The organism is Kitasatospora sp. NPDC101108 (assembly GCF_055584725.1).
The window spans coordinates 561914-576430 of the sequence record NZ_JBVJLM010000003.1 but is presented as its reverse complement, the minus strand read 5'-3'; the positions used below and the strand labels follow the sequence as shown (position 1 = coordinate 576430).

General features: G+C 73.5%; 11 protein-coding genes. 6 read left to right on the top strand and 5 right to left on the bottom strand.

Annotation, left to right across the window (positions count from 1 at the left end):
• Positions 1 to 16 precede the first annotated feature (16 nt).
• Entirely contained in the window at positions 17 to 946 is a 930-nt protein-coding gene (locus tag ACZ6Z8_RS10870) for a helix-turn-helix transcriptional regulator (protein ID WP_465608270.1), read from the top strand.
• 2 nt (positions 947 to 948) lie between these two features.
• Here ACZ6Z8_RS10870 and ACZ6Z8_RS10865 read toward each other — a convergent pair whose 3' ends face one another.
• On the bottom strand, positions 949 to 1146 hold the full coding sequence (locus ACZ6Z8_RS10865; protein ID WP_465608268.1) for a DUF397 domain-containing protein: 198 nt from the start codon (positions 1144 to 1146) through the stop codon (positions 949 to 951).
• Positions 1147 to 1344: 198 nt separating this feature from the next.
• On the opposite strand from ACZ6Z8_RS10865, the gene ACZ6Z8_RS10860 reads away from it, so the two are divergent.
• The 3 genes from ACZ6Z8_RS10860 to ACZ6Z8_RS10850 are packed head-to-tail and all read left to right on the top strand — an operon-like array spanning position 1345 to position 7913.
• Positions 1345 to 2925, top strand: coding sequence for a TIR-like protein FxsC (locus ACZ6Z8_RS10860; RefSeq protein ID WP_465608266.1), 1581 nt, complete (start codon positions 1345 to 1347; stop codon positions 2923 to 2925).
• Positions 2922 to 6920 (top strand): FxSxx-COOH system tetratricopeptide repeat protein, encoded by a 3999-nt coding sequence (fxsT, locus tag ACZ6Z8_RS10855; protein WP_465608264.1) that lies wholly within the window; start codon positions 2922 to 2924, stop codon positions 6918 to 6920. Before ACZ6Z8_RS10860 ends, fxsT begins: the two co-directional genes overlap by 4 nt.
• 30 nt (positions 6921 to 6950) lie before the next feature.
• On the top strand, positions 6951 to 7913 hold the full coding sequence (locus ACZ6Z8_RS10850; RefSeq protein WP_465608262.1) for a 2-hydroxyacid dehydrogenase: 963 nt from the start codon (positions 6951 to 6953) through the stop codon (positions 7911 to 7913).
• A gap of 8 nt (positions 7914 to 7921) precedes the next feature.
• Here ACZ6Z8_RS10850 and ACZ6Z8_RS10845 read toward each other — a convergent pair whose 3' ends face one another.
• From ACZ6Z8_RS10845 to ACZ6Z8_RS10835, 3 genes are all read right to left on the bottom strand, one after another.
• The gene (locus ACZ6Z8_RS10845) at positions 7922 to 8776 is read right to left on the bottom strand and encodes an alpha/beta fold hydrolase (protein ID WP_465608449.1); all 855 of its coding nucleotides are present in this window, start codon (positions 8774 to 8776) and stop codon (positions 7922 to 7924) included.
• A gap of 22 nt (positions 8777 to 8798) precedes the next feature.
• A complete protein-coding gene (locus tag ACZ6Z8_RS10840) occupies positions 8799 to 9704 on the bottom strand; it encodes a DUF4231 domain-containing protein (protein ID WP_465608260.1) in 906 nt (301 codons plus the stop codon).
• Positions 9705 to 9912: 208 nt separating this feature from the next.
• Positions 9913 to 10677, bottom strand: coding sequence for a sugar isomerase domain-containing protein (locus tag ACZ6Z8_RS10835; protein ID WP_465608258.1), 765 nt, complete (start codon positions 10675 to 10677; stop codon positions 9913 to 9915).
• Positions 10678 to 10898: 221 nt separating this feature from the next.
• Here ACZ6Z8_RS10835 and ACZ6Z8_RS10830 point away from each other — a divergent pair, with 221 nt between their 5' ends.
• On the top strand, positions 10899 to 11591 hold the full coding sequence (locus tag ACZ6Z8_RS10830) for a metal-dependent transcriptional regulator (RefSeq protein WP_465608257.1): 693 nt from the start codon (positions 10899 to 10901) through the stop codon (positions 11589 to 11591).
• Between the two features lie 409 nt (positions 11592 to 12000).
• On the opposite strand, the gene ACZ6Z8_RS10825 is transcribed toward ACZ6Z8_RS10830, so the two are convergent.
• Positions 12001 to 12705 carry a bifunctional DNA primase/polymerase gene (locus tag ACZ6Z8_RS10825; RefSeq protein ID WP_465608255.1) on the bottom strand — a complete coding sequence of 235 codons (705 nt, stop codon included), beginning with the start codon at positions 12703 to 12705 and terminating at the stop codon, positions 12001 to 12003.
• A gap of 305 nt (positions 12706 to 13010) precedes the next feature.
• Here ACZ6Z8_RS10825 and ACZ6Z8_RS10820 point away from each other — a divergent pair, with 305 nt between their 5' ends.
• Complete coding sequence (locus ACZ6Z8_RS10820; RefSeq protein ID WP_465608253.1) at positions 13011 to 14387, top strand: transcriptional regulator; 1377 nt, start codon at positions 13011 to 13013, stop codon at positions 14385 to 14387.
• The last annotated feature ends 130 nt before the right edge of the window (positions 14388 to 14517 follow it).

Genomic DNA, 14517 nt, shown 5'->3' with positions numbered 1-14517 from the left:
AGTGGATACTGGCGGCATGCGCGCGAGCCGACTGGTCAACCTGCTCCTGCTGCTCCAGAACCGGGGCCGGATGACCGCCCAGCAGCTGGCCGGGGAGCTGGAGGTCTCGGTCCGCACGGTGTACCGGGACGTCGAGGCGCTCGCCGCCGCCGGGATCCCGCTGTACGGCGAGGCCGGGCACGCGGGCGGTTACCGGCTGGTCGACGGCTACCGGACCCGCCTCACCGGGCTGACGGCCGCCGAGGCGCAGGCCGCCTTCCTGGCCGCGCTCCCGGGCGCCGCCGCCGAACTGGGCCTCGGCGAGGCGCTCGCCACCGCCCAGCTCAAGCTGAGGGCTGCTCTCCCGGCCGAGCTGCGCGAGCACGCCGGACGGATCCAGGAGCGCTTCCTGCTGGACGCCCCCGGCTGGTACGGCGACGCGGACGAGACCCCGCACCTGGCGGCCGTCGCCGCCGCGGTGTGGGCGCGGCGGGCGGTGGTGCTGCGGTACCGGCGCTGGCGGGTGCCGGAGGAGATCGAGCGGCGGGTGGAGCCGTACGGGCTGGTGCTCAAGGCGGGCCGCTGGTACCTGGTCGCCGGCGGGCCGTCCGGGACGCGCACCTACCGGGTCGACCAGATCATCGGACTGGGCGGTCAGGACGGGGAGTTCGCCGTGCCGGACGGCTTCGATCTGGCCGCCTACTGGCAGCGCTACCTGGCGGAGTTCCGCGCCCGGCTGCACACCGGTGAGGCGCTGGTGCGGCTGACGGCCGAGGGCGCCCGCCGCCTCGGGGTGACGCTGGTGGAGGAGGGCTGGACGCGGGCCCGGGTGCCGATCGAGTCGGTCGACCACGCCCACGGGGAGTTCCTGCGGCTCGGCGCCGAGGTCGAGGTCCTGGAGCCCGCCGAACTCCGCGACCGCATCGCGGAGACGGTCCGGGCGCTCGCCGCCCGTTACCGGGGGTGAGCTCAGAGGCCGACGAAGTGGTCGAACTCGCCGTCCTTGGCGCCCAGGATCCAGGCGTTGAGCTTGGTGCGGGTGGTGGTGACGACCAGCTCGGGATTGTCGGACTCGCGGATGTAGACGAACTCGCCCTTGGAGGCGATCTCCAGCCAGTTGCTCTGGTCGGTGCTGAAACTCGACCTCTGCCAGTTGAGCTGCTCCATGCGTACCCCTCCTGATCGTTCACGGCGGCCGCAACGAGGGTACTGCTCCACGAAAGAACACAGCGGCATCGTTTCGGTCATGTCAATTCGTGCGGGTCGTTGTGCTATTCCATTGGGGCGTCAGTCGTTCCTACACTGAGACCCCGCCGCACGGGGGCTGCGGGAACCAGGTTGCCGACGGGCCCGGGGGAGGCGCGTGTGAACGACCGTGGCTGGGACGAGGACGAGGCCCGGCCGTACTTCTTCCTCTCCTACGCGCACACCCCCAAGTCCGGTGCGCGCGGTGCCGGTGATCCGAACCACTGGGTCCGGCAGCTGTACCGGGACCTCTGCGAGGCGGTGCTGCAACTCACCACCGTCCCGGCCGGGGTGCCGGTCGGATTCATGGACGAGTCCATGCACCAGGGCGAGTTGTGGGCCGAGCGGCTGTCCGAGGAGCTGGCGAGCTGCCGGGTGTTCGTGCCGCTGTACTCGCCCCGCTACTTCAACAGCGTTCCGTGCGGCCAGGAATGGCACGCCTTCACCCGCCGCCCGGTGTACCCGGCGACCATCGACGCCGAGCGCACCAGCGGCATCGTCCCGGTGCTGTGGGCGCCGATGAGCCGCTACCGGCTGCCCAAGGTGGCCAGCGAACTCCAGTTCAACCACGCCGGGTTCGGGCCCGACTACGCCACCGAGGGCCTGTACGCCCTGATGAAGCTCAGCTACTTCCGCGCCGCCTACGAGCTGGCCGTGCACCGGCTGGCCGCACGGATCGTCCAGGTGGCGGAGGAGACGGTGATCCCCGTCGGGCGCCGGCTGGACTTCAACACGCTGCCCAGCGCCTTCAACGTGACCTCCCCGACCAAGCAGCTGCGGATCTCCGTACTCAGTTACCACCAGGGCGAGTTGCCGCCCGACCGCAACCCCGACTTCTACGGTGTCCGGCGCACCGACTGGCACCCCTACCGTCCGGCCGGGTCGCCGATCGCCCAGCACGCGGTGCGCCTGGCGCGGCAGTTGGGTTTCCAGCCGACCGTGCACGAGTTCGACGACGAGGTGGAGTCGATCATCGAGGGCAACGCCGAGGCCCCCGGGCTGCTGCTGCTGGACCGGTGGGCGCTGCGCGACCCGCACCGGCGCGAGCTGGTCCGCCGCTTCGACCGCTGCGACGCCACCTGGGTGAGCGTGCTGGAGCCGTGGAACAGCGACGACCCCGAGTGCGACGGCGGCGGCCGCGAACTGGTCGAGCTCAGCGACCAGACCCTGCGGATCACCCGGCGGGCCGGCCGCCCGAGCTTCCTCGGGGTGACCGGCCCGACCGGCCTGAACACCCTGGACGACTTCGACGACGCGCTGCCCCGGGCGGCGATGAAGGCCAAGTACGCCTTCGAGGGCCGCACCAGAGCCGAACCCGAGGAACCGCCGACGCCCCGGCCGAGCCTGCGGGAGGCCTTCCGACGAGGACCGGGGGCCTACGGGCCGGACGGCTTCGGCGGACACCGGCCGGACCAGTACGGCCCGGAGCCCTTCGACCGCGACCCCGATCCCGATCCCGATCCCGACGAAGGAAGCCGCGACGACCGGGCCCGTGAGGACCGGAGCCGCGACGACCGGGGCCGCGACGACCGGGGCCGCGACGACCGGGGCCGCGAGGACCGGGGCCGCGACGACCGGAGCCGCGACGACCGCAGCCACCGCAACGCCCGTAACAACGACCACCGCGACACCCGCGACGACCGTGACGACGGCGATGACCCCGATGCTGGGATGGCGCCCTTGGGAGGACCGTACCGATGAGTGACAACACCACCAGGAACTTCCGCATCGGCGCCGCCGAACTCGCCGCCGCGCGCGACGCCGCCCGGCGGGCCGCGGAGCAGGACCGCCAGGGCCGGATCATCACCTTCTACTCCTACAAGGGCGGCACCGGCCGCACCATGGCCCTCGCCAACACCGCCTGGATCCTCGCCGCCAACGGCTTCCGGGTGCTCACCGTGGACTGGGACCTGGAGGCCCCCGGCCTCGCCAAGTTCTTCCACCCCTTCCTCGACCCGGCCTCCCTGGCCGGCACCACCGGGATGATGGACCTCATCGCCGAGTACCGCGAGGAGGCGCTGCGCCCGGTCGAGCACGCCGAGGGCTGGCATCTGGACTTTGCCCGGGTGCACCCGCACGCGCTGTCGCTGTCCTGGCCGCACTTCCCGTCCGGCGGCAGCCTGGACTTCCTCTCCGCGGGCCAGTTCAACCGCGACTACTCCGAGGCCGTCACCCACCTCGACTGGGACATCTTCTACGACCGCTTCGACGGCGGGCAGTTCTTCGACGCGCTCAAGGCCGACATGTCCAAGCGCTACGACTACGTGCTGATCGACTCCCGCACCGGCCTGTCCGACATCGCCGAGATCTGCACCGTCCAGATGCCCGACGACCTGGTCGTCTGCTTCACCCTCAGCGACCAGTCCATCGACGGCGCCTCCCGGATCGCCCAGCACATCCACGACCGCTACCGCGACCGCGGCATCCGCATCCTGCCCGTCCCGATGCGCATCGACGAGGGCGAGAAGGAGAAGGCCGACGCCGGCCGCGCCCTCGCCCGGGTGCGCTTCGACGGCCTGCCCGCCGGCCTGAGCGGCGAGGAACTCGCCGGCTACTGGGGCTCGGTGGAGATCCCGTACCGGCCGTTCTACGCCTACGAGGAGATCCTCGCCACCTTCGGCGACCAGACCGGCACCCCCACCTCGATGCTGGCCGCCTGCGAGCGGCTCACCTCCGTGATCACCGAGGGGCGGGTCACCGGCCTGCCGCCGATCGACGAGGAGGTGCGGCTGCGCTACGTCGACGCCTTCACCCGCCGCCGCCCGTCCGTCCCCGCCGACCTCTACCTGTCCTACGTGCCCGAGGACCGGATGTGGGCGGACTGGATCGAGTCGGTGCTGACCCGGGCCGGCTTCCGGGTGCTGCCGCGCGACCTCAGCGCCGGCACCGACCCGCGCGAGGAGACCGAGCGCGGCATCGACTCCGCCTACCGCACCGTCGCCGTGCTCTCGCCCGCCTACCAGCGCTCCCCGCAGGCCCGGGCGCTGTGGGAGTCGGTGGTCAACTCCGACCCCTCCGGCACCCGGCGCCAGCTGCTGCCGGTGCGCGTCGGCGACGTCCGGCTCACCGCGCCGTTCAGCAACCGCAACCCGGTCGACCTGGTCGGCCGCGACGAGGCGCAGTCCGTGCAGAGCCTGCTGCGGGCGCTGGGCCGCGGCGACGCCCCGCTCGGCGACGCCCCCAGCGGCGGCCCGCGCTTCCCCGGCAGCAAGCCCTCGGTGTGGGACGTGCCGCCGCGCAACCCCTCCTTCACCGGCCGCGCCGCCGTCCTGGAGCAGCTGCGCAACCAGCTGCGCGGCGGCATGGCGGCCGTCCTGCCCACCCCGCAGACCCTGTACGGGCTCGGCGGCGTCGGCAAGACCCAGGTCGCCCTGGAGTACGCCCACCGCTTCATGTCCGACTACGACCTGGTCTGGTGGATCGACGCCGAGCAGACCGAGCTGGTCGCCCCCGCGCTCGCCGAACTCGCCCGTCGCCTCGGCCTGCGGGTCGGCGACTCCGTCACCGAGGCCGCCGAGGCCGCCCGGGAGGCGCTGCGCCGCGGCGTGCCCACCTCCCGCTGGCTGCTGATCTTCGACAACGCCGACGAGCCCAGCGAGATCCGCCGCTTCTTCCCCGGCGGCTCCGGCCACATCCTGGTCACCTCCCGCAACCAGGCCTGGACCGGGCACGCCGAGGCGCTGGAGGTCGACGTCTTCACCCGCGGCGAGAGCGTCGAGCACCTGTGCCGGCGCGCCCGCAGCCTCTCCCGGGCGGACGCCGACCGGGTCGCCGAGGCCGTCGGCGACCTGCCGCTGGCCGTCGAGGTGGCCGCCGCCTGGCTGGACACCACCGGCACCCCCGTGGACACCTACGTCAACCAGCTGCACGCCGAGGCGGCCCGCGCCCTCGCCGTCGACCACCCCACCGACTACCCCACCCCGGTCGCCGCGACCTGGAACGTCTCGATCGGACGGCTGCGCCAGCAGTCCCCGGCCGCCGTGCGGCTGCTCCAGCTGTGCGCCTTCTTCGCGCCCGAGCCGATCTCCATGAACCTCTTCTACAGCGACCAGATGATCCGCGCGCTGGTGAAGTACGACGCCGACCTCAGCGACAAGTTCATGCTCGGCAAGGTCATCCAGGCGATCGGCCGCTACGCCCTGGCCAAGGTCGACGCCGGCAGCAACAGCTTCCAGGTGCACCGGCTCGTCCAGGCGGTGATCCGGGCCGGGATGAGCGACGAGGAGCAGGAGACCGCCGTCCACGAGGTGCACCGCATCCTCACCGGCGCCCGGCCCGTCCTCGGCGACACCGACGACCCGGCCAACTGGCCCGCCTTCGACGAGATCTGGCCCCACCTGTCGCCCTCCAAGGCCCACAACTGCGACGAGGCCGACACCCGCCAGCTGCTCATCGACCGCGTCCGCTACCTGTGGAAGCGCGGCGAACTCGACCGCGCCCGGGACCTCGGCCACGCCCTGGACGCCGAGTGGACCAGCAAGCTCGGCGAGGACGACCGGCAGACCCTGCTGCTGCGCTTCCAGCTCGCCAACGTGCTGCGCTCCCAGGGGAGTTACGCCGAGGCGCTGGCGTTGGACGAAGCCACCCTGGAGCGCCAGCGGGCGCTGCTCGGCGAGCACCACCCGTACACGCTGATGACGGCCGGCTCACTCGGCGCCGACCGCCGGGCGCTCGGCCGCTTCCAGGCCGCGCTCGACCTCGACCGGGAGATCCTCGACCAGTTCCGCGAGCTGTTCGGGGACGACAACCCGCGCACGCTCTCCATGGCGAACAACCTGGCGATCGACTACCGCCTCGTCGGCGAGAGCGAGGCCGCCCGCGAACTCGACCAGGAGACCCTGGACCGGCGCACCGCCGTGCTCGGGCCCAAGCACCCGTACACCCTCATCACCAAGTCCGCCCTCGCCCGGGACCTGCGCGAACTCGGCGACTACCGCGGCTCGGCCGAGCTGCTCCAGGAGGTCACCGCGGACTTCGGCGACGGACTGGACCCGGGCCTGCCCGAGAGCCTGCGCAACGCCAAGTCCCTGGCCGTCTCGCTGCGTCGGATGGGCCAGCTCGCCGAGGCCCGCCGGATCACCAAGGAGACCTACGAGCGCTACCTGGAGCGCTACGGCGCCGACGCCCCCGACGCGCTGGCCTGCGCGCTCAACCTGGCCGCCGACCACAGCGCCTTCGGCGACAAGGAGGCCGCCCGCGACCTGTGCGCCACCGTCTACGACGGCCACCGGCGGCTGTTCGGCGACGACCACCCCTTCACCCTGGCCTGCGCCAACAACCTCGGCATCTACCTGCGCGGCAGCGGCGACGTCCAGGGCGCCATCGAAACCGGCCGGGCCACCGTCGAGGGCCTGACCCGCTCGGCCGGGCCGGACCACCCGTACACCCTCAACGCGATGATCAACCTGGCCAACGCCTACGGCGACGACGGGCAGACCGAACTCGCCGAGGAACTCGGTCGGGCCGCGTACGCGGGACTGTGCGCCCGCTACTCCCCGCAGCACCCGGACGCGGTGGCCTGCGAGGCCAACCTGGCGATCACCCTGCGGGCGGCGGGCCGGCACACCCAGGCCGCCGAACTGCGCGCCCGGGCGATCTCCGAGCTGATCCGGCAGTTCGGCGAGGAGCACCCCAACACGGTGTCCGCGCGCGGCTGGAAGCGGATCAACCGCGACCTGGAGCCGCAGCCGGTGTGACCGGGGAGGGGCGGGGTAGCCTGCGCAACCATGGATACCCCGCCCCCCGTCCTGGTCACCCGGCGCCCCGCTCCCGGCGTCCTCGAACGGCTCACCGCCCGGTACGCCGCCACCTGCCGTGAGAGCGACCGGGAGCTGGAGCGGGCCGAACTGCTCGACGCCGTCCGCGGCCGCCGGGCCGTGCTCACCACCCTGAACACCCGGGTCGACGCCGAGTTCCTGGACGCGGCCGGCCCGCAGCTGGAGATCGTCGCCAACCACGCGGTCGGCTACCACAACATCGACCTCGCGGCCTGCGCCGAACGCGGCGTGGTGGTCACCAACACCCCCGGCGTGCTCACCAACGCCACCGCCGAGACCGCCTGGGCGCTGCTGCTGGCCGCCACCCGCCGGCTCGGCGAGGGCGAGCGGCTGCTGCGCTCCGGCACGCCCTGGACCTGGGGCCCCAACTTCCTGCTCGGCCTGGAACTGGCCGGTACCCCGCTCGGCGTGCTCGGCATGGGCCGGATCGGCCGGTCGGTCGCCCGCCGGGCCGAGGCCTTCGACATGCCGGTCAGCTACCACAACCGCCGCGAACTGCCGCCCGAGCAGGCCCACGGCGCCGAGTGGAAGCCGCTGGAGGAACTGCTCGCCACCTCCACCGTGCTGGTCGTCACCTGCCCGTGCACCGAGGAGACCCGGCACCTGCTGGACGCCCGCCGGCTGGCCATGCTGCCGCCCGGGGCGGTGGTGGTCAGCATGACCGCCGGCGTGGTGGACGAGGAGGCGCTGGCCGCCGCGCTGGAGTCCGGGGCGCTGTTCGCCGCCGCCGTGGACAACTTCGAGCACGAGCCCGACGTCCCGTCCGCGCTGCTCGCCCAGGAGCGCGCGGTGCTGGTCCCGCACCTGGGCAGCGCCACCGTCCGCACCCGGCAGGCGATGGGCGGCCTGGCGGTGGACAACATCCTCGCGGTGCTGGACGGTTCCGAGCCCCTGACGCCGGTGAGGCCGTAGGGGCCGCCCTAACCGGCCGCCCAGGCCAGGGCCGTGGTCATCACCCGGAACGCCCCGAAGTGCGCGGCGCCGGGCTCCACGAAGAGTTCGGCGCCCGGGATGTGGTCGGCCAGCCAGCGGGAGTGGTCGACCGGCGAGAACTGGTCGTCGGCGCCGTGCCACAGCCAGGTCGGCACCCTGATCGACCCGAGCTCGAAACCCCAGTCGGCGGTGAAGGCCAGCACGTCGTCGATCCAGCCGTCGGCGCCGTGCCGGAAGGCCTCCCGGTAGTTGCTCTGCAGCATCCGCCGCAGCCCGCTGTCCGCCACCACCTCCCGGTCGGTACCGGTGAGTTCGGTGCGCAGCCCGTTCAGCAGCCGGACCGGGTCGTCCTTGATCTGCCGGGAGCGGAACTCCATCGCGTCGGCGATCCGGCCGTGCCCGCGCTCGGCCTCCCGGTAGGCGCGGACGTTGGACGGGGTCATCCCCGCGTACCAGTCCAGACCGGTCGCGTTCCGCGGCGCCAGCCCCACCAGCACCGCCACCCGGCTGACCCGCTCCGGCAGCAGCGCGGCGCAGGCCAGCGCGTGCGGGCCGCCACCGGAACGGCCCAGCACCGCGAAGCCCTCCAGGCCCAACTCGTCCGCGATGGTGCGCACGTCGGCCGCCGCGTGCGACACCCGGCGGCCGAACAGCCGGGTCGAGTCGCCGTAGCCGGGCCGGTCGTAGGAGATCAGCCGCACCCCCAGCCGGTACAGCACGGTGCTGCGCGGGTGCGGGCCGACCCGGCTGCCGGGCATGCCGTGCAGCAGGAACACCGGACGGCCGCGCGGGTCGCCGAGGGACTCGACGGCCAGGGCCCGGCCGTCCGACGTCTTGACCATCCGTAACGCCACGCGTTCCTCCTCAGTGCTCCCGGTCGGTGGTGGTGCGCACCTCCCGGCGGGCCTGCCAGGTGGTGTGCTCGCGGGACACCGCGTCCTCGGCGTCCCGGGCCAGCCGGGCCCAGATCTCCTCGGCGTCCGTCGACTCCAGGTCCAGCCGGGCGAGTTGGAGGCGGATCAGCTCCAGCTCCTCGGCCGCCAGGCCGTACGCGGCGGCCAGCGGGCGGTACTGGCGCAGCTGCGCCCAGGCCGTCACCGAGGCGGCCACCGCCGAGACCGTGCCCAGCGCGTCGTAGGTGAACGCGCCGAGCGCCCGCAGCACCGCCAGCGCCAGGCCCAGCGCCGGCAACAGCACGCCCAGCACGCCGGTCCAGTACCCGGCGCGGGCGCAGTAGCGGGCCTTGCTGCGGTACCAGTCGTGCTGCACCCGGATCCGCTCGTTCAGGTACACCTCGCGGCGCACCGCGAGCGGCTGCCCGCGCAGGTCGCGCATGGCCTCGGTGATCTCGACCCCGTCCGCCGGGACGGCCACCCCCACCGGGCTGTCGCGGAAGGCGCTCAGCACCCGGGTGAGTTGGAAGCGGTACAACCCCTCGGCGTCCGGCAGGCTGTGCGGCGGCGGCTGGTAGGCGTCCGCCCGGACGGCGAACTTCCAGGCCAGCGTCTTCACCGACTCGGCGGCCGCCCGGCCCTCGTACCACAGGCCCTGCGGGTTCTGCCGGCTGATCACCACCGCCAGCGCCATCGCGCCCAGGTAGCCGGCGGCGGCCGGCCAGGCCCACGGCTCGCCGTCGGCCGAGCCGGCCGCCGCGGCGACCAGCAGCAGTGCCAGTTCCCAGGCCGAGAGCAGCACCGCGCGGCGCTGGCCGCGCAGCGAGGCCGCGTCGGCGGCCCAGAAGAACTCGGGCAGCAGTTCCCGCTCGCGCACCCACCCGGTCCGTGCCGCACCAGACGCCATGCTCGGCCCCCACCCGTCGCTCCGGTCCCTCCGCTCTCCTGCCCCGGGCGGCTTCCCGGTACGCCTGGCGCGGGCCGGGGCGGTCGGCAATGGCCGGGAAGGCCCGGTGGATTGTCCGGTACGTTCCGTGGTCGCACCGGCACGCGGGGTCATGGCGGGGATCGGTGGGTGGACGGGGTCAGTAGGCGTAGAAGATGCGCCCGGCGTTGTCGGCCATCTGCTTGGCGTTCCACTCGGTGCCCCCCGGGACGTTGCCGGAGCGGAACAGCGGCGGCGCGGGGGCGTCCCCGGCGGCCGCCCGGTCCGCCAGCCGCCCGACCGCCGAGGCCACCACGGCCTGCATCAGCGCGCTGGTGACGATGGTGGAGACGGGGCCGAAGGAGGTCTCGGCGCCGGGATGGGACAGCTCGCCGTCGCCGACCGCGATCTTGCTGTCCAGCACGACGTCGCAGTGGTCCTTGAGGTAGGTGCCGGAGGGGTGCGCCGAGGGCACCTCGCCCGGGTAGGCCAGCGAGGTCACCCCGATCACCTTCAGCCCGCGCTCCCGGGCGTGCCGGGCCAGCTCGACCGGCATCACCTGGCGGCCGGACAGCGAGACCAGGAACAGCAGGTCCCCGCCGGTCGCCGGGGTCAGGTCGAGGGCCGAGGTGGCGAGCCCGGAGACCCGCTCCAGCGCGCTGGACAGCGGCGCGGGCACCGTCGTCACCCCGGCCGTCCCCGGCACGTTCAGCAGGTTCACCGGAACCAGCCCGCCGGCCCGGTAGACCACGTCCTGGGCCGGCAGCGAGGAGTGCCCGGCGCCGAAGGTGAAGACCCGGCGGCCCTCGGCGATCGCCTCGGCCAGCAGGGCGGCCGCCGCCTCGATGCCGTCGGCCTCCTCCTCCCGGACCCGGTTCAGGTGGGCGATCGCGGCGTCGAAGTACCTGCCGACCAGGTCGTTCATCGGTTGCCTTCGCTCTCTGCCGGTGAGGGAGCCGGCCGGGTGGGGCGGCGGGGGTGGTCCAGACCGCCAGTGGAGAAAGCTACGGCGAGCACGGTCGCGCCCCGGCGGTACCGCTGTCAACAGGAACGAAAACCGCTACCGGAACACCCCGGGCGGGCCCGGTTGTCGGTGCGGTACGTCAGAATTGGCGGTGAGGACACCGAAGAACGGAGCCAGCGGCGATGTCTGGGCTGATCGACACCACTGAGATGTACCTTCGCACCATCCTGGAGCTGGAGGAAGAGGGCATCGTCCCGATGCGCGCCCGGATCGCGGAGCGCCTGGAACAGAGCGGTCCCACGGTCAGCCAGACGGTCGGCCGGATGGAGCGCGACGGGCTGCTCCAGGTCGCCGGGGACCGCCACCTCGAACTCACCGAGGAGGGCCGCCGGCTCGCCGTGCGCGTCATGCGCAAGCACCGCATCGCCGAGTGCCTGCTCGTCGACGTGATCGGCCTGGAGTGGGAGCAGGTGCACGAGGAGGCCTGCCGCTGGGAGCACGTGATGAGCGAGACGGTCGAGCGCAAGGTGCTCGCCATGCTCGGCCACCCGACCCAGTCCCCGTACGGCAACCCGATCCCGGGCCTGGACGAGCTCGGCGACACCAAGGCCGAGGGCGAGGGCTTCGACGCCGCGCTCGTCCCGCTGGACACCGTCAAGCCCGGCGAGGCCGGGGCGGACGTGGTGGTCCGCCGGATCGGCGAGCCGATCCAGACCGACAGCGCCCTGATGAGCACCCTGCGCCGGGCCGGCATCCGGCCGGGCTCCACGGTCAAGGTGACCACCGGCGTCGGCGGCGTGCTGGTCGGCAGCGGCGAGAACGCCGCGGAGCTGGGCAAGGACATCGCCCAGCACGTGTTCGTCGCCCAGGGCTGAGGCCCCGGCCCGGCCGCTTCCTCGGTACCGACGGTCAGGGCCCGCTGCTCCCCGTGCAGCGGGCCCTTCCCGTCCTCCCCGGTTCCCTCCCGTTCCCCTCCGCCCCTCCCGCTCCCTCCCGTCCCCTCCACCGCCTCGCCCGGCTTCCCCGTCCGAGCGACCCTTCCGGCGTCCCCTCGCACCGCAATTCCTCCCCTCGGCCGATCATGGCAATCCTTGAGCGCTGTCACTCGTACGAGGGGCTTTTCCGGTTGACCAGCGGGTAGACCGAGGCCTTATCCGCACATGCGTATGACGGGCCCTGTCTCCGGTGGGAGACAAGGCCCGTCACTCGCGCGCGTTGTGTCGCGCGTTGCTCGCCCTCACCCGATCGGCTCAGGGCGGCAGGATTCGGGGGCCGCCGCCGGGGTCAGACTCCGGCCGGCTGGGCGGGCTGGAACTGCTGGGCGGGAGCCTCGCGGCCGCAGGCGTAGGCCAGCGGGCTGATCAGCTCGGCGGCGTCCGGCAGCCAGCGGTTGGACTCGGAGGGGGAGCGGGCCCACTGGGCGTAGCCGGTGGAGCCGATCCGCGAGGGCGGGGCGACCGTCCAGTCCCCCTCGCCGCGGGCGACCAGGTCCAGCCGCCCGGGCGGCCAGCCCAGCTTGCGCAGCATCTCCGGCAGCTTGGCCGCGACCCCGGGCAGCACCAGGAAGTGCAGCCGCCGTCCGACCCGCCCGGGCGAGGAGGGCAGCACCGCGACCGGGCCGAGCTGGAGGTCCATCCGCTCCATCCGGGCCAGCGCCAGGCACCCGGCGGTCTCCGGCACGTCCAGCACGTCGAAGGACCGGCCGGTGGGCAGCAGGATCGACGCCCTCGGCCGTTCGGTCCACCAGCGCCGCACCGCGCCCGGCCCGGCGCTCGCCCTGCGCGCCCAGTCCGCGTCCATCGGGTGGGCTCCCGGCAGCGCGCAGCGCGGGTCGCCGCAGGAGCAGCGGGCGGGCCCGTCGCCGTCGATCAGCCAGGCGCCCGGGGCCACCTCCCAGTGGCGGTTCTCGGCGTAGCCGACGGCTTCGATCAGCAGCGGGGGCAGGCCGGCGTTCTCGTTCTGGCCGGGGGCGTCGGGGATGTCTTCCACGGGCTGCTCAACTACCGTGCGTGAGGCTGGTTACGGCTCGGAGGCCCCCGGTCGGCCGCATCCCGGCAACGTCACCCGAACCGGTGACTCAAGCGAGTTGGCGCGGGCGGAGGCAGGCGCAGCGGGGGCGCACGGAAGCATTTCCCAGGGCGCGCGGGGGGTGCGGTTCGTCACCGTGGGTATCCCGCTGACGTTGCTGATCGCTAACCTGGTGTCAGATTCCTTGGACGGTCGGACAGTCGGCAACAGATCAGCACATCGTCGCCCGCCGGCCGGGACCGGAGGGTGTGGGGAGGCGAAGCCCAATGGCCGCGAGACCACTCGTCGCACGACAGCCCAACGAGCGCCTGCAGCAGCTGATCCAGGAGGCCAGCTGCTCCAACGCCGGTCTGGCCCGCAGGGTCAACCTGTGCGGCGCGGAGCACGGACTCGACCTGCGCTACGACAAGACCTCCGTCGCCCGCTGGCTGCGCGGTCAGCAGCCGAGGGGGCAGGCGCCGGCCGTGATCGCCGAGGCCCTCGGGCGCAAGCTCGGCCGCAGCGTGTCGGTCGAGGAGATCGGCATGGCCGACGGCAAGAACCTCAGCTCCGGCATCGGGCTGCAGTTCGCGCCGACCATCGGCGCCGCCCTGGAGCAGGTGTGCGAGCTGTGGCGCAGCGACGTCGGCCGGCGGGACTTCCTGACCGGGGCGACGGTCGCCGCCTCCGCGCTGGTCGAGCCCAGCCGGGACTGGCTGATCACCCCGCCCGACCCGGTGGTGGCCCGCACCGGCGGCCCCCGGGTCGGCCCGACGGACGTGGCCGCGATCAAGGCGACCACCGCGATGCTGGTCGACCTGGACCACCGCTTCGGCAGCGGGCACGTGCGCCCGGTCGTCGTGCACTACCTCAACTCGGTGGTCTCCGGCCTGCTCGGCGGCGCCTACCGGGAGGAGACCGGCCGCCAACTCTTCGCCGCGGTGGCCCGGTTGACCGAACTCGCCGGCTACATGGCGGTGGACACCGGGCAGCCCGGGCTGGCCCAGCGCTACTACATCCAGGCCCTGCGGCTCGCCCAGGCCGCCGACGACCGCGGCTACGGCGGCTACGTCCTCGCCGCCTCGATGAGCCACCTGGCGGCCACCCTCGGCAACCCGCGGGAGATCGCCCAGCTCGCCCGCGCCGCCCAGGAGGGCGCCCGGGCGGTCGCCACCCCGACGGCGATGGCGATGTTCTACGCCGCCGAGGCCCGCGGCCACGCCCTGCTCGGCGACGCCCGCTCCTGCGAGGCGGTGTCGGCCAAGGCGCTGGAGATGATGGAGAAGCGCCGCCCGGAGGACGACCCGGACTGGATCGCCCACTTCGACGACGCCTACCTCGCCGACGAACTCGCCCACTGCCACCGGGACCTGGAACAGGCCGGTCCGGCCGAGCACTACGCCCGGCGGGCGCTCGACCTGCACCCGCCCACCCGGGTGCGCCGGCGCGCGGTGGACCTCGTGCTGCTCGCCACCGCCCAGCTCCAGCAGCGCGACCTGGAACGCGCCTGCGAGACGGGCACCCAGGCGGTGCGGCTGCTGAGCGGGCTGCGCTCCAACCGGGGCGTGGAGTACCTGGACGAGTTCCGGCGCCGGCTGGAGCCCTACCGGGAGCAGCGGGTGGTGCGCGAGTTCCACGCCAGGGCGGACGCGGAGGCGGCCTGAGGAGCGCCCGTGCGGGGAGCGGTCGGAGCGGTGGGATTGTCCCGCCCGCGTGGTCACCCGGTGAGGTGAACCGGTAGCGTGGGCGCGACGTCCAAGGAACTGTGATGCTCCCAAGAACCGACGAGATGTG

Coding starts and splice junctions, on each gene's coding strand:
- ACZ6Z8_RS10870 (WP_465608270.1), top strand. CDS start 17: ATGCGCGCGAGCCGACTGGTCAACCTGCTCCTGCTGCTCCAGAACCGG.
- ACZ6Z8_RS10865 (WP_465608268.1), bottom strand. CDS start 1,146: ATGGAGCAGCTCAACTGGCAGAGGTCGAGTTTCAGCACCGACCAGAGC.
- fxsT (WP_465608264.1), top strand. CDS start 2,922: ATGAGTGACAACACCACCAGGAACTTCCGCATCGGCGCCGCCGAACTC.
- ACZ6Z8_RS10850 (WP_465608262.1), top strand. CDS start 6,951: ATGGATACCCCGCCCCCCGTCCTGGTCACCCGGCGCCCCGCTCCCGGC.
- ACZ6Z8_RS10845 (WP_465608449.1), bottom strand. CDS start 8,776: ATGGTCAAGACGTCGGACGGCCGGGCCCTGGCCGTCGAGTCCCTCGGC.
- ACZ6Z8_RS10835 (WP_465608258.1), bottom strand. CDS start 10,677: ATGAACGACCTGGTCGGCAGGTACTTCGACGCCGCGATCGCCCACCTG.
- ACZ6Z8_RS10830 (WP_465608257.1), top strand. CDS start 10,899: ATGTCTGGGCTGATCGACACCACTGAGATGTACCTTCGCACCATCCTG.
- ACZ6Z8_RS10820 (WP_465608253.1), top strand. CDS start 13,011: ATGGCCGCGAGACCACTCGTCGCACGACAGCCCAACGAGCGCCTGCAG.